Source organism: Bartonella sp. W8122, from assembly GCF_016102485.1.
Lineage (GTDB): Bacteria > Pseudomonadota > Alphaproteobacteria > Rhizobiales > Rhizobiaceae > Bartonella > Bartonella apihabitans.
Genome location: NZ_JACFOO010000001.1, coordinates 631,693 through 655,856, shown reverse-complemented (window position 1 = coordinate 655,856; position 24,164 = coordinate 631,693). Strand labels below are relative to the sequence as shown.

The following is a 24,164-nucleotide window of genomic DNA, read 5'->3' as shown; positions in this document are numbered from 1 at the left end:
ATTTTAAAATAAAAAATAATTATGAATAGATCGAACCCACATAAATTTTTATAATACTATTGTCATCATATATAATTTATTGTTTTACGGTTTTATTATTTTTGAATTTAATAAATGCTATAAAAACAATGCAAAGACGAATATAACTGTTTTATGTTACCTTTAAACAACAGCATGCTATAAAATTCTCCAGCGAGTGCAAATGTTTCGAACATAAGCAGAAAGTTCGCAAACCATAACAGCCTTAGAAAACAAGTCGGAAAAAACTGCCAGAAAACACCCCCACCAATAAAAAGCCCGCAATTCATTGCGGGCTTGATGCATAAAGTAGCTTGTAAAAATACCCTTTCAATCAGGCTATTTCACGAAAATTCATCAAAACCGTTTGTTCTTATCCTGTTTTTGCAAAAGAGCGCCAATTTCATCAATCTTCTCTTTTGACGGGGTCGGATAACCAACAGTTGTCGAACCTGTCTGTGTATGGTCCACCGAACGGGCCGCCGGCTTCGGGGCATAATTATAATGCGCATCGGCAACCACAACCTGTTTTGGCGCAGGTGTAGGAGCGGTCTGGAAAGGTAGATAGGGTTCTTCAACCTTTGCAACCGGTTTTGCATGGGAAGCTGCCGGTTTTGCATCTGCTACAATAGTATTCGTTTGATGCGTAGCTACGCTCTTCTGTGATGAAAAAGGCTTAGCTTCAACCGGCACAGGTTGCGCCTGAGCAATCATCACAGGTTCGCTTGTCGGAGCTGTCTTGACCGGTAGTGCAGGTGCCGGTTCCGAAACCGCTTTCGGCGCTGCCGGTTGAGCACCCCGACCCGGTGTTGTGAATTGCGGTGCATTGCCGATCTTTTCTTGAGCAAAAGCAAACGCTACATCATAAGGTGCATCATTTGCCGGAACTTGCAGTTCGCCGTTACGACCGCGCTTTTCATAAAATGCGTTACCACCAGCGACTTGCACATAATGGATATTTTTATACGGGAAGGTTAATCCGGCGGTGTGAAAAAACATCGCGTTTTTACTTTTTTTGGCACGCTCGCCACGCAAAACTGCGTCAGCGGCTTCACCTGCTCTTGCCATTGCAGCAGGTTCACTCATCGGTTTTGTCAAAACACCGGGAGCAAATTGGTTGGGTTGCCCGACGACGCCGCAAATTGTCTTCGGATAGGCTGTCGAATTCACACGGTTCATGACCACAGTTCCTACAGCAATCATACCGTCGCGGCTTGAGCGGTTTGATTCAAAATACATTGCCCGCATCAGGCAAGTGCGTTCTGTCAGGGGAAACGAGGCTGGTTGATTGGTATTTTTGTGACCGAATAAATGGTTTGATGCACATCCAGTAACGACGAGCGGTGCGAGCATAATAGCAGCGGTACTTGCCCAACGGAGTTTTTTCATCTTTCCAATACCATTCCTGTGTTTCGTTTTCTTTTCGACCGCTTAAAAACAAAAGCAAAAAAAGGCCAAATGAAGGCAGATTTTTTGCGTCTCTTTTGTCAATGCGCGTTTTAAGAGGCAAAAAGCTTTAAAAACACTATGACTTTAAACCTTTTAAAAACTATTAATTGCGTTTTAAGGCACTCTTTTTGGGTCCTTGGAGCATTATTTTGAAAATTGTCGTTGAATGATAAAAGGAAAGCTGAATAATTATTATAAAGCATTGTTTTATTTATATATTTTTAAATTCATAAACTATTTTAAAAATATCCGCTCCCGACTTTTCAGTTGCCTAGCTACAGCTCAAGAAGACTACCTGTTCACTTATTATTAACGCTAAATCCACAAAGTGTAGCCGATAAATGAATTTCATCGACAAAATCGGGAAGAACAAGGCAAAAAACGACCGGGAAGACTGTTTTAGATCATCTTTCGTTTAAAATAAGACTGTTATTAATGAGCTTAAAAGCCCATAGCCGAACATAATAAAATTTCATTGGTGAATATTGCGGAGAAAACCTGCTCCGGATCATCCCGAGCGGTATTTGCGGTTCGGTTCGCAAAACAAAAGAACGCATTTCGCTAGACTGTTGTTATGAGTAAGTTGCGTGCTCATGAAAATGAAAACAGTCATTGAAACCTATGCGGGTTGATTACGAAATTCTCAATGAGAAAATTGGGCATATATTCAGACAGGTAAATTCCTATTGAGAGAAGTAAATTTTAGGCAACAAGCCAGCGAACAGGGAAAAGCCACAACAGAACATGGCTATCCGCCCGATATGATCTATTTCCGGAAGCTATTTCAATAATCGATATTTTTGGGCACAGCTTCAGCTATTTTTCAGTTTTTTCGTCTGCACCAACCTTATAGGTCGTATCATCGCGCGGACGATCTGTGCTCAAATATGTACCGGTCATGATATAGTGCAATGCCTCGGCAATATTGGTTGCGTGATCGCCAATGCGCTCGATATTTTTGGCGCAAAACAATAAATGCGTGCAAGCGGTAATATTGCGCGGATCTTCCATCATATAAGTGAGGAGCTCGCGAAACAGCGACGTATACATAGCGTCAATTTCTTCATCCCTGTTACGCACGGCATCAATCCGTTCAAGCGAGCGGCTTGCATAAGCGTCCAAAACTTCCTTGAGCTGATTAAGTGTCAATGTCGCGAATGATTGCAGGCCATGATATAGGCTCGCCGGTTGCCGGCTTTCGACAATCGCGGCCGCCCTTTTTGCAATGTTTTTGCCCATATCGCCAACGCGCTCCAAATCGGCAGCAATGCGCATTGCACCGATAATTTCGCGCAAATCCACCGCCATTGGCTGGCGTTTGGCAATGATTGCCACCGACTTTTCGTCAATTTCGCGTTCGGTTTCATCAAGAAACATATCATCGGAAATGACTTTTTTAGCGAGCTTCAGATCATTATTCACGACAGCATTAACTGCTTCTTCGATCATCTCGCTGGCAAAAGTTCCCATTTTGGCAATTTTTGCTTCAAGGTAGCCCAACTCCTCATCGAATGAACGGACGGTATGATTGATTGGCATAAGCGTGCTCCCTGAATTTAACCGAAACGACCGGTGATATAATCTTGTGTACGTTGCTCTTTTGGCGATGTGAACATCATCTCGGTTTCGCCTACTTCAACGAGATCCCCTAAATGGAACATCGCCGTATATTGCGAAACGCGTGCAGCCTGCTGCATTGAATGGGTAACGATAACAATCGTAAAATTCTCGCGCAAATCATCAATCAATTCTTCAATGCGCGCCGTTGCAATCGGGTCGAGTGCGGAACATGGTTCATCCATCAATATAACTTCCGGGCTGACCGCAATAGCGCGTGCAATGCACAAGCGTTGTTGTTGTCCACCGGAAAGACCGGTTCCGGCATCGTTCAACCGGTCTTTTACCTCATCGAACAAACCGGCCTTGACAAGGCTTTGCTCAACAACCGTATCAAGTTCCTTGCGTGATTTGGCAAGTCCATGAATACGCGGCCCATAAGCGACATTCTCGTATATGGACTTCGGAAAAGGATTGGGCTTTTGAAAGACCATGCCGACACGTGCACGCAATTCGACAACGTCGATGTCGGGATCATAAATATCCTGCCCGTCAAGAGTGATAAGGCCGGTGACTTTTGCCCCGTCAATTGTATCATTCATACGATTGAGACAGCGCAGAAACGTTGACTTCCCGCAACCGGACGGACCAATCAATGCCATAACCTGATGTTCCGGAATATCAAGGCTGACACCATGCAAAGCTTCTTTGGCGCCATAAAACACTTTGACATCCTGACCACGCATCTTGATTTTCATTATCGACCTAATCCTATTTCGTCTTGAGCCAGAATGGGCTCGCTAAATCAATATGTTCAACTTCAATTCTACCAGCGCCGTTCAAATTTACGGCGCAGCAATACTGCGGCTATATTCATGATAGCGAGAAACGCCATCAATATGATGATTGCTCCGAATGTGCGTTCATTAAAGGCACGTTCCGGTTCATTTGCCCACATGTAAATTTGGACCGGAAGGGCTGTTGCGGGTTCCATCGGGGTTGCCGGATAATTTGCAACAAAGGCGACCATGCCGATCAATAAAAGTGGCGCTGTTTCTCCTAGAGCCCTTGCAAGACCAAGGATTGTACCGGTGAGAATTCCAGGCAAGGCAAGCGGCAAAACATGACCAAAAATGGTTTGCGTTTTTGATGCACCAAGTCCCAACGCTGCATCCCGTATTGAAGGCGGAACCGCCCGCAAAGCGGCACGCGTTGCAATAATGATTGTTGGCAGCGTCATGAGCGTTAATACGAGCCCCCCGACAATTGACGAGGCGCGCGGCAGATGCAGAAAATTAATAAAAATGGAAAGCCCCAACAAGCCGAAAACAATAGACGGCACAGCTGCAAGATTATTGATGTTGACTTCTATTATATCATTGAATCTGCTGCGGCGGGCAAATTCTTCAAGATAAATGGCTGTTGCAACTCCAATCGGCAAAGACAATATCAACACGATTGCCATCATATAAGCCGAACCGATAATGGCAACGCCAAGTCCTGACGTTTCCGGCCGGCTTGAAGCCCCGAACGTAAAAAGCCCTTTATTGAAAGCTTTATGCAATGTGCCGTCGGAAGCGAGTTTTTCCATCCACCCGATCTGGCGATTAGTGACCTTACGATTCTGTTCGGGAACAGAAAGGTCGATCTGCCCTTTGAAAGCAGAATCGATATCGGCGGCAGCTAGCACATCAATCGTGCGGGTTTTACCGATATAATCGGGATGTTCAATAAGAAGCTTACGTATTTCAACACGCACACCACCTGAAATCATGCGGTTGAGTTCACGCATTGCACCATGATTATTCTTGTCGACGCCAAGCTTGTCTGCGAGAGTATTGCGCACAAGCAGCGGATAATTTGCGGTAATGAGGACTTTGGGATTTGTAAGCCGCTCGCCTTTCGGGTCAATAATCTGTTCATCGAAATAGACAGGCAAGGTCATCGTTGTCTGTTGAAACGCACTCACCCCTTGAGCGATAATTGACCACAAAAGAATAACGAGAAATAAAAGCCCGACCCCGATTGCTAAAAGCCCATAGGCGCGGAAACGCCGTTCCGCCCGATAACGGCGCTTTAAACCGATGTCGCGTCTTGGCATTTGAACAACGTTACTCATTCATATTGTTCCCTATATTTACGCACAATATAAAGCGCAAAAACATTCATCAAAAGTGTCAGTACAAAGAGTGTCATACCGAGGGCGAATGCAACCAATGTCTGCGGCGAATTGAATTCGAGGTCGCCGGTGAGCTGATTGACGATTTTGACTGTCATGGTTGTCATGGCCTCGAACGGATTGAGGGTCAGATTTGCAGCAACACCGGCTGCAAGAACCACAATCATCGTCTCGCCGATAGCCCGTGATGCGGTGAGCAACACTGCACCCACAATCCCCGGCAATGCTGCCGGAAGGACAACCTTTTTAATGGTTTCCGACTGCGTGGCTCCAAGCCCGTATGAACCATCACGCAAAGCCTGTGGTACCGCCGATATAATATCGTCGGAAAGCGAGGATACAAAAGGTATCAACATAATTCCCATAACGAGACCGGCAGTCAAAATGCTTTGCGACATAATGAAACCTTGTCCACCAGCAATGGCAATTGAAAGATCCCGCAAGAACGGCCCGACAGTAACCAGAGCGAAAAACCCGTAAACAATTGTCGGAATACCGGCGAGAACCTCCAATAGCGGTTTGATAATTGCACGCACACGGCGGGAAGCATATTCCGACATGTATATAGCCGCAAAAAGCCCCACCGGAACCGCAAAAATCATTGAAACCAAGGCAATATAAAGTGTACCGGCCAGAAGCGGCAGCAAACCGAACTGTCCGACAGCACCGGCCGAACCGCTTGCGCTGAAACGCGGGTCCCAAACAGTACCGAAAAAGAAATTCGACAACGGCACAACTTTGAAAAAACTGATTGTTTGGAACAGCATTGAAAAGAAAATGCCGATGGTTGCAAGAATGGCCACGATAGAGGCAATAACAAGGCCGACAAACACCATCTTCTCGACTTTGTTGCGGGCGCGTTTTTTCTCGCCCACACCCAAAATACCAGAAAACAGGCCGACGATTGCAATAACCAATGTGACAATCAAACAATAGAAATGGGACTTCGTCGCCCCCTTATACCAGTCTATAGCAACCGGAATAAGGCTATCTGCTCCCTCGCTCGGCAGCATAATGCCTTTCTTTGCCATATCACCACTTAATGTTTTATAAGTGAGCGGGGATGCCGGATGATCAAGATCAAGCTCTGCAATGTCGGTTTGGGCGGACGAAAAAGCGCGGGTAAGACTGTCAACCGTGCTTAATGCCAAACTGTGATTTAACGTCTCTCCGCTTTTTATAATTTCAGTCAATTCGGTCGAAGCGCGTTCTTCAAGATAGATGGCACTTCCCAATTCCCACAATATAAGAACGAGAAAAGCCGGAACGACCGTCAGCAAAAATGTCCACCAGCCAAAGTAATATGGCCGCGAATGCAATTTTTTACCTTGTTTCTCGATTGAAGCGGCACGCTTTCCCGAAATGACAAACCCGGCTATGCCAAGAGCAAAAATAACCAAGACTAATAGTGATATGGACATTCCATTTTCCGGTTTTATTTCAAAAATAACGCGGGAATTTCCCGCGTTTGCTCACTTCATTTGTCAATTGACATGACAGTTCCACTCTCGAATGCGGCCCTTTGCGCTTCCCGTTCGCTATCAGGGGCGGGAATAAGGCCATAATCTGCAAGCGGTCCATCCGGTCCGATCATCTGGTCAGACAAGAAAAATTCGACATAGTCTCTCATGCCCGGAATAACCCCCAAATGGGCTTTCTTGACATAGAAAAACAGCGGACGGGAAACCAGATACTTTCCGCTCGAAATCGTGTCAACATTGGGAGTAACACCATTAACGGTAGCAACCTTCAGCTTGTCGGCATTATTTTCATAAAATGCCAGTCCGAAAACCCCTATCCCTGTTTTATTCGACATGACACGGGCAAGGGTTTCCGAATAATCGCCATCAATATCAATAGCCCTTCCATCCTTGCGAATGCTTATACAAGCGGCGGTGACTGCCTTGTCATCCATCGAAAGAGTTTTCATGCTTTCGGCTGCACCACTTTTTTTGCAGCCTTCAGCCATCAATTTCTCCTCGAAGACTTCTCTTGTGCCATGTTTTTCACCGGGGATATATGCGTTGATCTCCCAATCGGGTAATTTCGGGTCAATCTCGTTCCATTTTTTAAAAGTGTTAGCAACAAGTTTCCCCTCAACAACGATTTTTGCTGCCAATGCCTTATAAACATCGACAGGCGTCAAATCGATGTTAGGACCGTGAATATCGCTTGCAAATACAATCCCGTCATAGCCGATGCGGACTTCTTCGACTTCGGTGACACCGGCATCAAAACAGGCTTTCAATTCGGTATTTTTCATCGGTCGGGAAGCATTGGCAATATCGATGGTATTTTCACTGATACCGCGGCAAAATTCTTTTATACCGGCCCCCGAACCACCCGATTCGATAACAGGTGTACGATAATTGGTAAAAATTTCTCCGAATGTTTCTGCAACTATTTTTGCATAGGGTAAAACTGTCGATGAGCCGGACACTTGGATATAATCGCGAGCCAAGGCAGTTCCCGACAAACTGGTTGTGACCAATACCACCCCCACAACCGTTGCAAGCAATCTGTTCATCCATGCACTCCTGGACAACCGGCAGCTTTTTTTAACAAGGCTAACAATGGATTGTTATTTCTCTCATAATGCTTGTTGCAGTGTCTGTTAAAAACCTCATACAGTCTAAAGCCATTTTTGACTATCTTAATATTGGCTTTTTCAACCTTTTAATTTGTTTTCCACATGATCCCAGAAGATTTTGGCAGCATCGGCACCACCGAAACGTTTCAGTTCGCGGATACCGGTTGGCGAAGTGACGTTGATTTCGGTCATGTAATTGCCGATGACATCTATTCCGACGAGGAGAAGACCGCGTTTTTTCAAGGCAGGTCCAATCCGTTCACAAATTTCAAGGTCACGGCGAGTAAGCTCGGTTTTCTCTGCCCGTCCACCAATATGCATATTGGAACGGGCATCGGTCGAGGCTGCAACGCGGTTGATAGCCCCCACGGCCACCCCGTCAATCAATATGATGCGCTTGTCGCCGGCACTCACATCTTTCAGATAACGCTGCACGACAAAAGCTTCCGGATAAAGCTCGTTGAACATTTCAAGGAGCGAGCCGAGATTCTTGTCGTCCTTTTTCAACAGGAAAACCCCTGCTCCGCCATTTCCATAAAGCGGTTTGATAATGATATCGCCGAATTCGGAGCGAAAAGCATTGACCTCTTCGGCGTCACGGGTGATGAGCGTTTCCGGCATTAGGTCAGGAAATTCGGTAACAAAGAGTTTTTCAGGACTATTGCGTACCCAATTCGGATCATTCACGACCAAAGTCTTATCCATTATCCGTTCAAGAATATGCGTGGTCGTGATATAATTCATGTCGAATGGCGGATCCTGCCTGAGCAGCACAACATCCATTTGTTGAAGCGGCGTGCGCTTTGCCTCACCCAATTCGTAATAATTGTTTTCTTCGTCCCGCACTTTTAACGCTTCAATGCGGGCGGTCACTTCGCCATTGAGCATCGAAAGCCGGTCGGGTGTGTAATGGAACAGCTCGTGTCCCCGCCTTTGCGCCTCCAATGCCAGAGCAAATGTTGTATCTCCCTTGATATGGATGCTCGAGATATGATCCATCTGGATAGCTATTTTCATAAGATTTGCCTCATATAATCAAAGCGGGCTGGTCAATCGCACTATAAGTTACTAGATATGGATGAAATATGACAAGGGTTAAGGCATGACGCAAGCACCAGACGAAAAATTAAACAAGGAAGAAATAGAGCGCTATGCACGCCACATTCTTTTGCCGGAAATCGGTGGTGCCGGTCAACAGAAACTTAAAGCTGCGAAAGTGCTGGTTGTCGGTGCGGGCGGGCTTGGAACGCCGGTTTTAACCTATCTTGCAGCCGCCGGTGTCGGCACTCTCGGCATTATCGACGATGATGTGGTTTCGCTTTCAAACCTGCAACGACAGGTTATCCACAAAACTTCGGCAATCGGAGAAAAAAAGACTGAAAGTGCTGCCGAAACGCTTAAAGCGATCAACCCGCATGTCAAACTCGACCTTTATCCTTTAAGACTAACGCAAGAAAATGCTACCGAAATTATCGGCAAATTCGATCTTGTCATTGATGGTTCGGATAATTTCACCACCCGTTATCTTCTCGCCGATAGTTGCGAAAATTTGAAAAAACCGCTCGTCAGCGGTGCAATCGGTCGTTTTGACGGCTCTTTAACGGTCCTCATGCCCTATCTTGGCGGTGAACATCCTTCCTATCGCGATCTCTTTCCGACCCCACCGCCCAAAGGTGTTGTACCGACATGTGCAGAAGCCGGCGTCATCGGTGCTCTGCCTGGTGTTATCGGTTCATTACAAGCCATGGAAGCCATAAAAATCATTACCGGTTGCGGTGAGCCGCTTGTCGGAAGACTGCTCCTTTATGACGGGTTATCAGCCCGTTTCGAGACAATCCGCTATAAAAAAAGAGCCTCGACACAAAAATAAAAACGCTGTTTGTCTTGTTTAAAACAATGCCTTGTTCTTTTAAAACAACGCCTCTTGAAGCAAGTATTTTTAGCCGCGTCTTTCCAACTCTGTCATTCTAGCACCGTCTTTCTAATAAAGCCGGACGACTTTGAATAACGGAATCAACTATACTGAAAGGACTATTTCTGTTTGTCGGTCGACAAATTGTCGGAAGCAATGTTCTTTTCCAATAATGGACTGTCGGAATCCGATAATGGACCGTTATAATCTTCAAGATTACCCGCATCGAGAAGCGTTTCATTGGTTTTATAGGCAGTACCATCCGGCATAGTCTCGTGACGCCGCTCATGTCTATTTTCTGACCTGTTTTTATGATCGGGTGACTTATGCCCATTTTTATGTGCTTTTGTCATAATGTCTTTCTCCTGAAAGTCTCACAGCTAAAAGACATTGAGCGCAGATAAAACTTTTCAAGGCTTCAGGCTTTATTTCGTTGAAAGGCTCTATCGCTCTTTCATAACTTCTGCAAAACACCTCCGACAATTGCCGGTTTTGAAACCCGAAAAATCCTCTCTTATGCGCTTTGTTCAACAAAAAAGTAATTTTGAGAATTGTTATTTCACGGGGCTATTTTAGCCATGTGATGCACTTTCGCCTTGATGTTTCTGCTGATGTTTTATTGCTCCGATTTTTATTTCACCCAAAGAAAACACAAGAAAAATTCAAAATATGTGAAAGCAAAAACTCGACCGGCTAGAAAAGTTTGCCGATTAAAAAATGGCCGATCAGTTTTTATAACCAGAAATTGCAGTTTTGCTTTGCTTGTCCACATTCACGCTTGATAAATATCAAGCTTCATCAATGTTATGCTTATCGACACTTAAATCGAAAGCGGCATTCATCAAAGCTCTGGTATATTCGGTTTTGGGTGATGAAAACACTTCTTCTGCCGGTCCATGTTCAACCATTCGACCATTTCTCATGACAATAAGATCATTGGCCAAGGCTTTGACAACTTTCAGATCATGGCTGATGAAGAGATAGGCAAGATTGTGCTTTTGTTGAAGAGTGCGCAACAAATCGACCACTTGTGCCTGAACGCTCATATCAAGAGCCGATGTCGGTTCATCGAGCATCACAAAACGCGGATTGAGAACCATGGCGCGGGCTATCGCGATGCGTTGGCGTTGACCTCCGGAAAACTCGTGCGGATAACGATTGCGCGTCTCGGGATCAAGATCGACTTCTTCTAAAGCGCGGACAACACGCTCATCGCGTTCTTCGTAATTCAGATTTTTCTCGTGAATGAGCAGCCCCTCGGCGATAATTTCACCGACCGACATTCTTGGCGACAGCGAGCCGAACGGATCCTGAAAAACAATCTGGATATGACGGCGCAAAGGTCGCATCTGTTTGAAGGAAAAATGTTCAATATTTTTCCCGTTAAAACGAATATGGCCTTGTGAAGAGATCATACGTGTGAGCGCGAGACCCAGCGTGGTTTTTCCCGAACCGGATTCGCCAACAACGCCCAATGTCTGTCCTTCACGTATGGTCACGTCAATATCATTGACCGCCTTGATATAATCGACCGTGCGGCGGAAAAAACCTTTTTTAACAGGAAACCAGACCCTGACCTTTTCCCCTTCCATGACAACAGGAGCGTTTTTATCGGCTTTCGGCGGATTTCCTTTCGGCTCTGCGGCAAGCAGTTTTTTGGTATAGTCATGTTGCGGGTGATTAAAAATATCGGCGGTTTTTCCTGTTTCGACAATTTTGCCCCCAGTCATGACACAAACGCGGTCGGCAAATTTCCTCACAATACCGAGATTGTGGGTAATAAAGAGCATCGACATCGAACGCTCTTGCTTGAGCTTTTCAAGAAGTTCGAGAATTTGCGCCTGCACTGTCACATCAAGTGCGGTTGTCGGCTCGTCGGCGATAAGAAGTTTCGGATTATTGGCAAGCGCCATTGCAATCATAACGCGTTGCCGCTGACCGCCGGATAATTGATGGGGAAATGACGACAAGCGTTTTTCCGGCTCGCGGATCCCCACTTGAGTGAGAAGCTCGATCGTGCGTTGGCGAGCGTCTTTATCCGACATGCCCTCATGAACTTTCATCACCTCGCTTACCTGCCGTTCGACCGTGTGAAGGGGATTGAGCGAAGTCATCGGTTCCTGAAAAATCATTGCAATGTCTTTGCCGCGAACTTTCTGCAAAGATTTTTCATCAAGCTTTATCAAATCCTTATTGTCAAAAAAGATTTCGCCTGAAGGGTGGCTTGCCATCGGATAGGATAAAAGCTTCAGAATAGAAAGCGCGGTTACAGACTTTCCCGAACCCGATTCGCCGACAAGCGCGAGTGTTTCACCGGAATTGATGTCAAACGAGACGTGATCGACGGCAAGTGTTTCCTTGCCATCCTGACGAAACATCACTGAAAGATCGCGAACACTGAGCAAAGCTGTCATTGGAATGTCTTCCTCGGATCGAAAGCATCACGGGCGGCTTCACCGATGAAAGCCAGAAGCGACAACATGACTGCAATAGCAACAAAGCCGGTAATGCCAATCCACGGAGCATTGAGATTGGTCGCCGCCTGCCGCATGAGTTCTCCAAGCGAGGCCGACCCCGGAGGCAAGCCGAAACCGAGATAGTCAAGCGCAGTCAAAGTCGAGATACCGGCTGTCAATAAAAACGGCAAATAGGTAAGTGCTGCAACCATGGCATTGGGAAGAAGATGGCGTATCATGATCGTGATATTCGGCACACCCAGCGCCCTTGCTGCATTGACATATTCAAAATTTCTTGCCCGCAAAAATTCTGCACGCACCACGCCCACCAGCGCCACCCACTGGAACAGCAACATAATTCCCAACAGAACCCAGAAGCCTTGGGCAAGAACCGCCGCCATAATGATGATGAGATAAAGCGCGGGAACCGAAGACCAGATTTCGATAAAACGCTGGAAAATGAGATCGACCCAACCGCCGAAATATCCCTGCACCGCACCGGCAGCAATGCCAATAATCGAAGAAACCGCCGTCAAGATAACCGTAAACAATATGGAAACACGAAAACCGTAAAGCACACGCGCAAAAACATCACGTGTCTGGTCATCTGTACCAAGCCAGTTCCAATTTCCGATTGTGCATTCTGGATCCTTTGCGCCGAGAGCATAATTCTTGCAGCGCTCGTCTTTACTTTGAAGCCAGAATGGAGGAGCCAGCGCAACAGGCTTGTTGCCGACTGTTGTATCATAGGAATAATGCACCGGCGGCCATATGGCCCAGCCATGGTCGTTGATTTCTTTCTTGATATAATCTTCACGGAAATCAACCGTTGCAAGGACGCCGCCAAATTTGGAATCGGGATAGTCGAAAAGCACCGGAAAAAGCAGTTCGCCTTTATAGGATGCGATAATCGGCCGGTCATTTGCAATGAAATTGGCACCAAAAGAAAACAGGCAAAGAATAAGGAAAATCCACAACGACCACCAGCCGCGACGGTTTTTCTTGAAGTTTCTCCAGCGCCGTTCATTAAGCGGCGACAAAAACGGCCTTTTGTTGCGGCGGGGTTTTACCGGCTTTGCCACGCCGATTGTCTGTCCGGAAGTTTGCTCGCTCATCAAACGTCCCTCTTCTCGAAATCGATACGCGGATCGACAAGCATATAGGTGAGATCGGAAATAAGGCTCACAACAAGACCGATCAACGAGAAAATATAGAGCGAACCGAACACGACCGGATAATCACGATTGACAATGGATGTATAGCTTAAAAGCCCCATTCCGTTTAACGAATATAGCATTTCGATAAGCAGTGAACCGGTGAAGAATGACGCAATGAAAGCTGCCGGAAAACTTGCAATAACAACAAGCATCGCGTTGCGGAAAACATGCCCGTAAAGAACAGCGTGTTCGCTTAAACCTTTTGCCCGTGCCGTCACCACATATTGCTTTCTGATTTCTTCCAGAAAACAATTTTTGGTCAGCAATGTTGTGGTGGCGAAAGCCGAAATAACCATTGCTGTGAGTGGCAAAGCAAGATGGTGGAAATAATCCAGAATTTTGCCGCCAAGCGACAATTCATCAAAATTTTCCGATGTCAAATGGCTCAATGGAAACCAGTCGAAGAATGACCCTCCGGCAAAAAGCACCATTAACAGAATACCGAACAGGAAACTCGGTATTGCATAGCCGATAATGATAACAGCACTTGTCCATATATCGAATGTAGAGCCGTCCTTGACAGCCTTGCGGATACCGAGAGGAATGGAAATTGCGTAAGAAATCAACAATTGCCATAGCCCTAAAGAAATCGAAACCGGCAAGGCACCTTTGATAAGATCTACGACAGAACGCCCTTGCGTATAGGAATCCCCGAAATCGAAACGGATATAATTCCACAACATCGTAAAATAACGTTCAAGAGGAGGTTTATCAAAACCGAACTGTTTTTCGAGTTTTTCTATAAATTCCGGATCAAGGCCGCGTGCACCACGATATTTTGCACTCGCGTCGCTACCCTGTAACGTTACCTCTGATGAAAGCCCGAGATCGCCACCACCGCCGGCAACCCGCCCCATGGCATCGCCACCGGTGCCTTGCAATTGTGCAATAATATTCTCGATAGGGCCACCGGGAGTAAATTGCACAATGACAAATGTCACCGTCAAAATGCCGATCAATGTCGGTATAATCAGCAGCAAACGCCGCGCTATATAGGCCGCCATATCTCTCTTTCATCCTCTTTCCGGTATGAGTTTTGTTAGGCTCGCAACATGCGAATCAAACCGGTGCGTTCAATTGAACCCCTATTCTGGAACATTTATGGTAAACAAATGACAAACGGCTGATTTTTCAGCAATTCCGGTTCTTGGCAATTCTAGCCCACCACAGTTCTAGTTTTTGTCTTTCTTTACCCACCATGAGGGAATATCAACGCCACTTGCTTCCGGTTGCGGTTCGGGAATGCCGAATTTGTCCCAATAAGCAATATTGAGATGTTCGGCATACCATTGCGGGATAACGTAATAATTCCACAACAAAACCCGGTCGAGAGCACGCGTTGCGGCAACGAGTTCCTCACGATCTTTCGCATAGATGACACGTTCGATAAGTTTGTCGACAGCCGGATTTTTAATGCCTGCGACATTATAGCTTCCCGGCCGGCTAGCAGCTTTCGAGCCCCAATATTCCAATTGTTCATTGCCGGGTGAATCGCTCTGGCCGATAACCTTGATGACAAGATCGAAATCGAAATTCGCTTCGCGATTTTGATATTGTGAAGCGTCAACAACGCGCATGGATGCATCGATTCCCAAACGTTGAAGATTGGCTATAAAAGGTGCTGTTGCACGCTCGAAAGCCATGTCACTCAACATCACTTCCAATGTGAAAACTTCGCCCTTTTTATTCACAAGCCGGTTCTCTTCCAGATGCCAACCGGCTTCATTCAACAAACGCATGGCTTCTGTCAGATAGCGCCTTGATGAATCGGGCTTGTCATAAACGGGGTTGGAAAAGGGGGCGGTAAAGACTTCGGCCGGCACTTCATCTTTAACCGTTTCAAGAATTTCAAGTTCCTTTCCCTGAGGCAAACCTTTTGCGGCGAGATCAAGCCCGTCAAAATAGCTCGAGATGCGATGATAATCATTGAAAAACATCGATTTATTGAGAGACTCGAAGTCAAAAGCGAGGCTGAGTGCCTGACGCACGCGCCGGTCGGCAAATTGCGGACGGCGGGTATTGATAAAGAGCCCTTGCATACGTCCCGAGCCATGAAAGGCGAAACTGCGCCGGATAACTTGCCCGTTTTTGACTGCTGGAAAATTATAGCTCTGGTTCCAGCGCTGGATACGGTTTTCCAAATTCCAGTCGACGAGATTACCTTTTTTGAAAGCTTCCCACGCGGCGTTCGGATCAAGAAAATAGCTGTAATGCTCTTTATCAAAATTGAACCGTCCACGATTGACAGGAAGATCGGCTGCCCAATAATTTTCAACCCTTTTCCATGTGATCGATTTTCCGGCTATAAAACTTTCAACCTCGTAAGGCCCTGACCCCAAAGGTATTTCGAGAGTTGGCGCAGTAATATCCCTTTTTTTACCTGTTGCATCGGTTCCTTCCCACCAATGTTGAGGTAAAACCGGCATTTGCCCCATCACATAAGGGAGTTCGCGATTGCCTTTTTCTTCAAACAGAAAGGTGACTTCATGTTCACCGGTTTTTTCGGCTTTTTTGACCGAATGATAATAATTGTTGAAAAATGGCGAATTGCTTTTCAAAACATTGAAGCTCCACACCACATCCCCGGCGGTAATGGGGCGACCGTCATGCCATCGGGCTTTTTTATTCAAGCGGAATTTTACCCACGAAAAATCGTCCGGATATTGTGCAGCCTCGGCAATAAGGGGATAGTTGACCGACGTTTCTTCGGTCGAAGGTGCCATCAGTGTATCATATTGTTCCCCGCCGCCGCGGGAAGAAAAACCCGCAGCAGGTGTACCTGTAACAATATAAGGGTTGAAACTATTGAATGTGCCGGTGCGACTATCGTTAAAAGTGCCGCCTTTGGGCGCATTCACATTGACATAATCATAATGGGTAAAATTGTCGCCATATTTGGGTTCAACACCGAGAGACAGGCTTGTGCGCCACTCTGGATCGGCGATAGCTATACTATTAAGGGCGAAAAAGAGACAAAAAGCCAATCCGAGTTTCATCAAATCCCCAATCGATTTCAATATAGCCGATAGAAAACAGATTTTATTGATTGTTATTCTTAAGGGGTTAAATGTGGCAATTCAACCGGCGCATCGGAAAGACTACGCAAATAAAGAATAAGATCGGCTCTGTCTTTCTCATCCTTCACACCGTTGAAAGCCATGGCCGTTCCAGGAATATATTTACGCGGGGAAGCAAGATAGGCGTCAAGCGTTGCAAAGTCCCATGTCTTGCCATTTTCTGCCCGCATAACGCGCGAATAAGTATATTCGGAAACGGAAGCAAATGGCCTTCCCACTATTCCATATAAAGGTGGGCCGACACGCGCAGGGCCATTTTTTGCCGGTGTATGACATAAACCGCATTGGCCGAATACTTTGCGGCCATTTTCTATATCGGCCTGTTGAAGTCTTTCAATGAGTGATATTTGTTGTTTCGGCTCTGCCTTTTCGGTAACCGGTGCTTCTTCACCGTTGATTGAATAAACAATTTTTGCCGGTTGCTGGTGGTCATAAACAAGGTCACTGCTATAAACGATTAGAAATAGAAAAACAGCCCAGAGAAGACAGGCGGCAATAAGGTCGTTGACAGTGGATACCTTCATAAAAAATTCGGTCGCTTAAATTTTATAGATGTTGAAAATTTAAGTCTTTTGCGTCATCAACGCAACATCTATAAATCGATACAATAAACTGGGATAATAATCTTCAGGACGATGATGATGGCTTTTTCTACTCTTATACTTATTCCTGCCCGCATGTCTTCAACACGACTTCCCGGAAAGCCTCTGGCCGATATTGCCGGAAAACCGATGATTGTTCATGTTGCCGAACGCGCCAATAAGGCAAATCTCGGCAGAGTGGTTGTTGCAACCGACCATGAAGACGTTGCCAATGCTGTCAAAGCACATGGAATGGAAGCTGTCATGACACGTCCCGACCACCAGTCGGGTTCCGATCGCATCTATGAGGCATTAACGCTTCTTGATCCTGATAACCGTTTTGATGTCATCGTCAATGTGCAAGGTGATTTGCCGACGATTGCGCCGCATGAAATTGCTGCAGCATTGGAACCACTTGAAAACCCTGAAACGGATATTGCCACTTTAGGGGCTGAAATTTCGGTTGAAGAGGAAAAGGTCAATCCGAATGTGGTGAAGATCGTTGGTTCACCGATCGGAAAAACCAGATTGCGCGCCCTTTATTTTACCCGTGCAACAGCACCTTATGGCAATGGCCCGCTTTACCACCATATCGGCCTTTATGCCTATAAGCGCAAGGCACTTCAGCGTTTTGTCTCGCTACAGCCTTCCTATCTTGAAAAGCGGGAAAGCCTTGAACAATTGCGTGCGCTTGAAGCAGGCATGCGTATTGATGCCGAAATTATCGAAACCGTGCCTTTAGGGGTTGATACAATTGAAGATCTCGAACACGCAAGAGAAATGATCAGGGCAGGAAAATGACAAAAACCAATAAAATAGCGTTCCAAGGTGATTACGGCGCCAATTCCGATACGGCTTGCCGGAACGTATTTCCGGATATGGAGCCGTTACCCTGCACGACGTTTGAAGATGCTTTGCATGCGGTCGAGAGCGGAGAAGCCGACCTCGGCATGATTCCGATTGAAAATACACTTGCCGGACGTGTTGCCGATATTCACCATTTGCTGCCGCAGACAAAACTCTTCATCATTGGCGAATATTTTTTACCAATTCATTTTGAATTGATGGTGCTGCCGGGTGTCAAACGTGAAGAGATAAAATCGGTTCATAGCCACATCCATGCACTGGGACAATGCCGCAAAATTATCCGCGACAATCATTGGCAGGCGGTCGTTTCATCCGATACGGCGGGCGCTGCCAAATTCATCAAACAGGCAGGTGACCGAACACAGGCAGCCCTTGCACCAAAACTTGCAGCCAAACTTTACGGTCTGGATATTATTGAAGAAAATGTCGAGGATTCGGAAAACAATGTAACGCGTTTTGTTATCCTCTCGCGGGAAGAAAAACGCGCACCAAAACCCGAAAAAGGCGAAAAGGTCATGACCAGTTTTCTTTTCCGTGTGCGCAACGTTCCGGCAGCGCTTTATAAAGCCATGGGAGGTTTTGCGACCAATGGCGTCAACATGACCAAGCTTGAAAGCTATCAGGTTGGCGGCACATTCAATGCGACACAATTTTTTGCCGATATTGAAGGCCACCCCGATCAGCCAATGGTTCGCCTTGCTTTGGAAGAACTAGGCTTTTTCTCGACCAAGGTCAGAATAGTCGGTGTCTATCCGGCAAGTCCTGTCCGCGACACGAAAATCTATGGGTGAGGATTACCGGATTAACCAAATAGCGCTCACAAATAATAGAAGTTGGCAAAAATGTGCCGATTGCTATTTGTGCGTTTCGAGAATGAATTTTCAGCCGGACTTTTATCCTGCTTTTGGCAAGTGATAATATTTGAGGGTTGACGACAATCGGATGAGAATTTTTCGGCCATAATGATGAGAGTTAGAGAAATAGCCGCTCTCAAAGCTTGAAATCTACAAAAGTGGTTTTTGTATATTCCGTTCGGTCGAAGCAATGGGTTGCGAACGGATGAGGCAAGCTGTTTCAAAAAAACCACAAGCGGAGAATTTCGAGGCCATTCCGCTAATCTGGATAGCGGTACTTTTTTTTAACCCCACGAAAACTACCGCCACCAAAGCCATATCCTAGTCGATAAACTTCTTTTCCAGCCATTCCCTTATCAAAAAATTGGCAATTGCCGCGCGAGGTGGCAAATGCAAGCCTTGTTCATGGCGACCGGCCATCATGAGTGCGACTTCCTGACGGGTAAACCAGCGCCCGTCTTCCATCTCGTCATAGCCGATGGTAATCTTGTCGTCGAGCGCTTCGGCATGACAACCGAGCATCAAAGAATGCGGAAACGGCCAAGGTTGGGACGCAATATAGACCACCTTGCCCACCGGTATTCCCATTTCCTCGCGTGTTTCCCGACGCACTGCCATTTCCAATGTCTCGCCCTGTTCGACAAAACCGGCAAGGCAGGAATAACGCCCCTTTTCAAAACTCGGTGTGCGGGCAAGCAGGCACTTATCTTCAAAATGGACAAGCATGATGGCAACCGGATCTGTTCGTGGAAAATGCTCGGTCCCGCAAGCCGTGCAGATGCGCTTTGCACCACCTGCCGCAATCCGGCTGGGCTTGCCACAACGCGAACAAAAACGGTTATTTTTGTGCCACATGAGCAATGAATAGGCTTGCGCGAGAACGCCCGATTGCGTCTGGCTGAAAAGTGCGCGGCTATAAGCTTCCCTCAATCCCACCTGATTGAATGGTGAAGGGGGTTGACCGGCAAATTCTTCAACCGGTAAAGCAATAACCGGATTTTCATCTTCCCAACCAAGAAGGCAGGCTTCTTCCCATTGCGGCTTAAAAAGCTCTAATGATTTTTCATCAAGATAGAGATCGGCTATCCCGCTAACATTCCGATAGACGATTGAAAAACCGTTGAGCACAATAAAACGCGCATGATGGTTTCTTTGCTCGGCCACGATTGTATCCGTACGCTTTTCAAGCTGACGGTTGATAGGGTTTCCGATAAATGCAATTGCAGAAGATGTCATATTCAATCCAGCCTTAATTCAATCGAGCCTCAGTTGCAGCTTACGAATAAGCTTGCGAGCGGCTTCATCGCTATAGGGAACGGGTTCTCCGTATCCCCAGACCGTTTTCGGCCAATTTATATCGCCTTCGTTACGGGCAATAATATGCACATGGAGTTGTCGCACGATATTGCCGATAGCGGCTGTGTTAACTTTATCGCATCCGGTGATGGCTTCAAGTGCTACGGCAACCTCGTTCATTTCGGCAACAAGGACCTGTTCATCATCAACGGAAAGATGATGTATTTCTTCTGCTCCGGCAATGCGGGGGACGACGACGAGCCATGGCCAACGGGAATCATTCATGAGCCGGACATCGGATAAGGCAAGCTCGACAATGAAAAAACTGTCTTTTTCCAAACGTGGATCAAGTTTAAATGGCTGTTGCAACGTATTTATCTCCATGTTTTTCGTTTCACGACTTGCTTTTTTGTTTCAAATTAGCGATATCAACGCCGGGAGGTTGGTGGTGGACGAGCCACTCGCCAACCGGGTCAGGTCCGGAAGGAAGCAGCCCTAACGAGCTTCGGCACGGGTCACAGTGCCAGCCTCCCACTCATTATACCAATCACATCTTATTCAGGTCACGTCTTGTTTATTGGAAAATTCGGGCAATGGCATTGTGAAAAATTGCCTGAACTGTCGAAAATCCCCACCTGAAATCCTATATTCAACACAATTGGTTGACGCAGACGTCGTCAAAGTTCACATTCAGGAAAATCACATTTCGGAAACTGGAAGAACACATGGAAAGCACTGAGGCAGAGACAGGTTATCGCGTTCTCGCCCGAAAATATCGGCCGCAAAATTTTTCCGACCTTATCGGTCAGGAGCCGATGGTGCGCACACTTACAAACGCATTCGATAGTGGACGGATACCGCAGGCATGGATGTTGACAGGCGTTCGTGGTGTAGGAAAAACCACGACAGCCCGCATTCTTGCACGTGCACTCAATTACAAGACCGACACAATCGATAAACCGACAATCCATATGGATAAGCTTGGCGAGCATTGTAAAGCCATTATGGAAGGCCGGCACGTCGACGTGATCGAAATGGATGCGGCATCCCATACCGGCATTGATGACATAAGAGAAATCATCGAACAGGTTCGCTATCGTCCGGTTGCTGCCCGTTTCAAAGTCTATATTATCGACGAAGTCCATATGCTTTCGACACAGGCCTTCAATGGTCTGTTAAAAACATTGGAAGAACCACCGCCGCATGTAAAATTTATTTTTGCCACAACAGAAATCCGCAAAGTTCCGGTGACTGTCTTGTCGCGTTGCCAACGCTATAATTTGCGGCGGGTTGATTCGAATGTTCTGGCGGCACATTTGAGAAAAATCTCCGATCTTGAAAAAATCGAGGCCGAAGACAGTGCTCTTGCCATGATTGCCCGTGCCGGAGAAGGTTCCGTTCGCGATGCGCTTTCGATTCTTGATCAGGCCATTGCCCATGGTGGTGGCAAGGTTGATGCCGAATCTGTCCGCACTATGTTGGGGCTTGCCGATCGCACCCGCATTATCGACCTTTTTGAAATGATTATGAAAGGCGATGTTGCCGGCGCTTTGAAAGAATTTCGTGATCAATATGACGGTGGTGCCGACCCGCTTGTCATTTTGAACGAGCTTGCCGATTTCAACCATCTGGTGACGAGACTGCGTTTTACACCCGAAATTGCCGATGATATTTCGCTTGTCGAGGAAGAGCGGGAACGCGGACTTGATTTTTCCAAAAAACTGTCCGTGCGCGTTCTCTCGAGCACTTGGCAAATGCTTCTCAAAGGCACACAAGAGGTCGATTCGGCTGCAAGCCCGATTGACGCTGCAGAAATGCTTCTGATCCGCCTCACACATGCTGCCGATTTGCCAACGCTTGACGAGGCGCTGAAAGCCCTTGGCGAGGGAAAGCCTGCCATCAAGCTTCCGCAAAGTTCCGATGTAGGAAAAGCTGCAGATGATTCGCATGGTGTGAATGTTGATTCTGGAAAAAGTAGTGCCAATTCTGGAAAAAACATTTCTGAACAAAAATCCGCACAAGAAAATACCTTGGCGGATAATTCAACTAGCCATAGCAATGCCAACCAAACCGAAAGTCATGAAACTGCCCGTGCAGAGAGTGACAATAGCGCTCACAATAATACGCGGACGGAACAGGGGAATTTGCAAAGTTCTTCCCCGCAAAAAGCGCCAACCATGCAATTGGTGAGCACGTCTTCGGCCGCTTTGGAGCCGGACGAACAGGCTTTACAAGACACCGCAAAAAATAACGAAACAGCCGAAAAGAACAGCGAGCCGGAAGTAAACAAGGTTATTCTTCATTCCTTGCAGGATGTTGTCGATCTTGCCGACAAACATAATGACATGCAGTTCAAACTGCTGGTCAAGGAATTTGTGCGTCCAGTTTCGTTCCGCCAAGGCCGTATCGAGTTTGAACCTGCCGAAGGTATGCCACGTTTTTTTGCTCATGACATAGCAAAAATGCTCCGAGAATGGACAGGCGAACGCTGGACAGTAACGGTCGTCAACGAAGGCGGCGGATTAACTTTGCGTGAAGAGGACGAGAAAGCCCATCAGGCACTTCTATCCGATGCCGAAGCCGACCCCGATATTGCCAAGATTTTGAGATATTTCCCCGGTTCAAAAATTGTCGATGTGCGTGTCAACAAATCCGACGATGGCCTTGATTTGACCAATAATGACGATATGACTGGTGAAGACGACGAAAATGACCAAGGAGAGTAAATCCCATGCGTGACATGATGGGTATGATGAAAAAAGCCAAAGAAATGCAGGCAAAAATGCAGGCCATGCAGGATGAAATGGCAAATATTCAGGAAACGGGAACATCCGGCGGTGGTCTGGTCAGCGTGACTTTGACCGGTCAGGGAACCATTTCTGCAATCAAGATTGATCCTTCACTGGTAAAAGCTGATGAGGTTGAAATTCTCGAAGACCTGATTATGGCTGCCCATAATGAAGCCAAAGCAAAAATTGAAAATACAATGGCTGAAAAAACCAAAGAAATTACTGCCGGCCTACCAATCCCTCCCGGTTTCAAACTGCCGTTCTGATATATTTGCGTCGATTCTCGCCGAGAGATGAAGACAAATAGAAGCCATCACAAAAGCTTTGTTTTATTAAAAGAACAACGGCTTTTGTTTTCGGTGAACCAACCATAGCCGGTAAACGGCCTGTCAAATAGCTGCCAGACTTCAATTCTTCCGTTACAACCCTGTACTTCATGTCTTGCGGCTTGATATGTGAATGAGTGTATCTTGCATGAAAATGCTTTTGCGTTTTTCACAAAGGGGGGAATTGAAGTAGATAATCATGCTGTCGAAACGTAATCAAGAAATGGCGTGAAGAAAAATTGCTTGAAGCAATTACTTTAATTAAACGTTCCTTGTTTTCCGCCATTCCTTCCCGCTCTTCCTATCAAAAAAGAGCCCGATTTACCGGTTTCACTCAACAACTGGTATTTTCCGGAAGTTTGCATATATATTTTTAAAAGAGTTCATCCATGTCTAAACATCTCGCGGGTCCAGAAATAGAAAAGCTCATCCAACTTCTTGCACGTGTTCCCGGTCTCGGGCCACGTTCGGCAAGACGGGCTGCACTTTTCCTGATCAAGAAAAAAGAAGCTTTATTGAAGCCGCTAGGCCTTGCCATGCAGGATGCTGCCGAAAAGATACGTATCTGTTCTGTCTGCGGTAATGTGGATACGTCCGACCCCTGTTCAGTTTGCACCGACCCGAGGCGCGATCAATCCACAATCATTGTTGTCGAAGATGTCTCCGATCTTTGGGCGCTGGAACGGGCGGGCACCATGCAGGTCAAATATCATGTTCTGGGCGGGCACCTTTCGCCTCTTGATGGCATCGGACCGGATGATCTTAACATTGCAGGTCTTGTCAACCGTGTGGCCGAAGGCAATGTCAAGGAAGTGATACTTGCGGTCAATGCGACAATTGAAGGCCAGACAACAGCCCATTATCTCACTGACCAGCTTCATCCCTATCCGGTAAAAATTACGCGTTTGGCACATGGCGTTCCTGTTGGCGGTGAACTTGATTATCTTGATGACGGTACTTTGGCTGCGGCGTTACGAGCAAGGACGAGTCTTTGAA

20 protein-coding genes, 1 other RNA gene and 1 pseudogene are annotated in these 24,164 nt (G+C 46.5%); 7 read left to right on the top strand and 15 right to left on the bottom strand.

The features are described 5' to 3' along the window. Positions 1-639: 639 nt before the first annotated feature. The 7 genes and pseudogenes from H3S83_RS02905 to gshB form a co-directional block, all read right to left on the bottom strand. A pseudogene (locus H3S83_RS02905) lies at positions 640-1,407 on the bottom strand (cell wall hydrolase); the annotation flags it as partial. Positions 1,408-2,283: 876 nt separating this feature from the next. Continuing rightward, complete coding sequence (gene phoU, locus H3S83_RS02900) at positions 2,284-3,006, bottom strand: phosphate signaling complex protein PhoU (protein ID WP_077970200.1); 723 nt, start codon at positions 3,004-3,006, stop codon at positions 2,284-2,286. Between the two features lie 17 nt (positions 3,007-3,023). Next, positions 3,024-3,782: a phosphate ABC transporter ATP-binding protein PstB gene (pstB, locus tag H3S83_RS02895; RefSeq protein WP_198234791.1), complete on the bottom strand. Its 759-nt coding sequence runs from the start codon at positions 3,780-3,782 to the stop codon at positions 3,024-3,026. Positions 3,783-3,850: 68 nt separating this feature from the next. Beyond that, positions 3,851-5,143: a phosphate ABC transporter permease PstA gene (gene pstA, locus H3S83_RS02890; RefSeq protein ID WP_198238858.1), complete on the bottom strand. Its 1,293-nt coding sequence runs from the start codon at positions 5,141-5,143 to the stop codon at positions 3,851-3,853. Beyond that, positions 5,140-6,624 carry a phosphate ABC transporter permease subunit PstC gene (pstC, locus tag H3S83_RS02885; protein ID WP_198238857.1) on the bottom strand — a complete coding sequence of 495 codons (1,485 nt, stop codon included), beginning with the start codon at positions 6,622-6,624 and terminating at the stop codon, positions 5,140-5,142. The genes pstA and pstC overlap by 4 nt, the downstream gene beginning before the upstream one ends. A 56-nt stretch (positions 6,625-6,680) precedes the next feature. Then, complete coding sequence (locus H3S83_RS02880) at positions 6,681-7,730, bottom strand: PstS family phosphate ABC transporter substrate-binding protein (protein ID WP_198238238.1); 1,050 nt, start codon at positions 7,728-7,730, stop codon at positions 6,681-6,683. A gap of 141 nt (positions 7,731-7,871) precedes the next feature. Next, positions 7,872-8,810: a glutathione synthase gene (gshB, locus tag H3S83_RS02875; protein ID WP_198238856.1), complete on the bottom strand. Its 939-nt coding sequence runs from the start codon at positions 8,808-8,810 to the stop codon at positions 7,872-7,874. A gap of 85 nt (positions 8,811-8,895) precedes the next feature. Here gshB and H3S83_RS02870 point away from each other — a divergent pair, with 85 nt between their 5' ends. Continuing rightward, on the top strand, positions 8,896-9,663 hold the full coding sequence (locus H3S83_RS02870; RefSeq protein WP_198238855.1) for a molybdopterin-synthase adenylyltransferase MoeB: 768 nt from the start codon (positions 8,896-8,898) through the stop codon (positions 9,661-9,663). Between the two features lie 161 nt (positions 9,664-9,824). Here H3S83_RS02870 and H3S83_RS02865 read toward each other — a convergent pair whose 3' ends face one another. From H3S83_RS02865 to H3S83_RS02840, 6 genes are all read right to left on the bottom strand, one after another. After that, positions 9,825-10,058 (bottom strand): hypothetical protein, encoded by a 234-nt coding sequence (locus H3S83_RS02865; RefSeq protein WP_198238854.1) that lies wholly within the window; start codon positions 10,056-10,058, stop codon positions 9,825-9,827. A gap of 435 nt (positions 10,059-10,493) precedes the next feature. After that, the gene (locus H3S83_RS02860; protein WP_198238853.1) at positions 10,494-12,119 is read right to left on the bottom strand and encodes an ABC transporter ATP-binding protein; all 1,626 of its coding nucleotides are present in this window, start codon (positions 12,117-12,119) and stop codon (positions 10,494-10,496) included. Continuing rightward, complete coding sequence (locus tag H3S83_RS02855; RefSeq protein WP_198238852.1) at positions 12,116-13,276, bottom strand: ABC transporter permease; 1,161 nt, start codon at positions 13,274-13,276, stop codon at positions 12,116-12,118. Before H3S83_RS02855 ends, H3S83_RS02860 begins: the two co-directional genes overlap by 4 nt. Next, on the bottom strand, positions 13,276-14,382 hold the full coding sequence (locus tag H3S83_RS02850) for a microcin C ABC transporter permease YejB (RefSeq protein WP_198238851.1): 1,107 nt from the start codon (positions 14,380-14,382) through the stop codon (positions 13,276-13,278). Before H3S83_RS02850 ends, H3S83_RS02855 begins: the two co-directional genes overlap by 1 nt. A gap of 168 nt (positions 14,383-14,550) precedes the next feature. After that, a complete protein-coding gene (locus H3S83_RS02845) occupies positions 14,551-16,374 on the bottom strand; it encodes an extracellular solute-binding protein (protein ID WP_198238850.1) in 1,824 nt (607 codons plus the stop codon). A gap of 59 nt (positions 16,375-16,433) precedes the next feature. Next, the gene (locus H3S83_RS02840; protein WP_198238849.1) at positions 16,434-16,979 is read right to left on the bottom strand and encodes a cytochrome c family protein; all 546 of its coding nucleotides are present in this window, start codon (positions 16,977-16,979) and stop codon (positions 16,434-16,436) included. 117 nt (positions 16,980-17,096) lie between these two features. On the opposite strand from H3S83_RS02840, the gene H3S83_RS02835 reads away from it, so the two are divergent. Both H3S83_RS02835 and H3S83_RS02830 read left to right on the top strand, forming a co-directional pair. Beyond that, positions 17,097-17,837, top strand: coding sequence for a 3-deoxy-manno-octulosonate cytidylyltransferase (locus H3S83_RS02835; protein WP_198225351.1), 741 nt, complete (start codon positions 17,097-17,099; stop codon positions 17,835-17,837). Continuing rightward, positions 17,834-18,694: a prephenate dehydratase gene (locus H3S83_RS02830; protein WP_198238848.1), complete on the top strand. Its 861-nt coding sequence runs from the start codon at positions 17,834-17,836 to the stop codon at positions 18,692-18,694. Before H3S83_RS02835 ends, H3S83_RS02830 begins: the two co-directional genes overlap by 4 nt. 384 nt (positions 18,695-19,078) lie before the next feature. On the opposite strand, the gene nudC is transcribed toward H3S83_RS02830, so the two are convergent. Next, the gene (gene nudC, locus H3S83_RS02825) at positions 19,079-19,993 is read right to left on the bottom strand and encodes an NAD(+) diphosphatase (protein WP_198238847.1); all 915 of its coding nucleotides are present in this window, start codon (positions 19,991-19,993) and stop codon (positions 19,079-19,081) included. An 18-nt stretch (positions 19,994-20,011) separates the two neighbouring features. Next, positions 20,012-20,422 (bottom strand): HIT family protein, encoded by a 411-nt coding sequence (locus H3S83_RS02820; protein WP_246741704.1) that lies wholly within the window; start codon positions 20,420-20,422, stop codon positions 20,012-20,014. Between the two features lie 68 nt (positions 20,423-20,490). On the opposite strand from H3S83_RS02820, the gene ffs reads away from it, so the two are divergent. The 4 genes from ffs (at position 20,491) to recR (ending at position 24,163) form a co-directional block, all read left to right on the top strand. Beyond that, positions 20,491-20,588: signal recognition particle sRNA small type (ffs, locus tag H3S83_RS02815), an RNA gene on the top strand. A gap of 190 nt (positions 20,589-20,778) precedes the next feature. Next, a complete protein-coding gene (locus H3S83_RS02810) occupies positions 20,779-22,779 on the top strand; it encodes a DNA polymerase III subunit gamma/tau (RefSeq protein ID WP_198238845.1) in 2,001 nt (666 codons plus the stop codon). A 5-nt stretch (positions 22,780-22,784) separates the two neighbouring features. Further along, a complete protein-coding gene (locus H3S83_RS02805; RefSeq protein ID WP_077970174.1) occupies positions 22,785-23,108 on the top strand; it encodes a YbaB/EbfC family nucleoid-associated protein in 324 nt (107 codons plus the stop codon). A gap of 449 nt (positions 23,109-23,557) precedes the next feature. Further along, a complete protein-coding gene (recR, locus tag H3S83_RS02800; protein WP_077970172.1) occupies positions 23,558-24,163 on the top strand; it encodes a recombination mediator RecR in 606 nt (201 codons plus the stop codon). The last annotated feature ends 1 nt before the right edge of the window (position 24,164 follow it).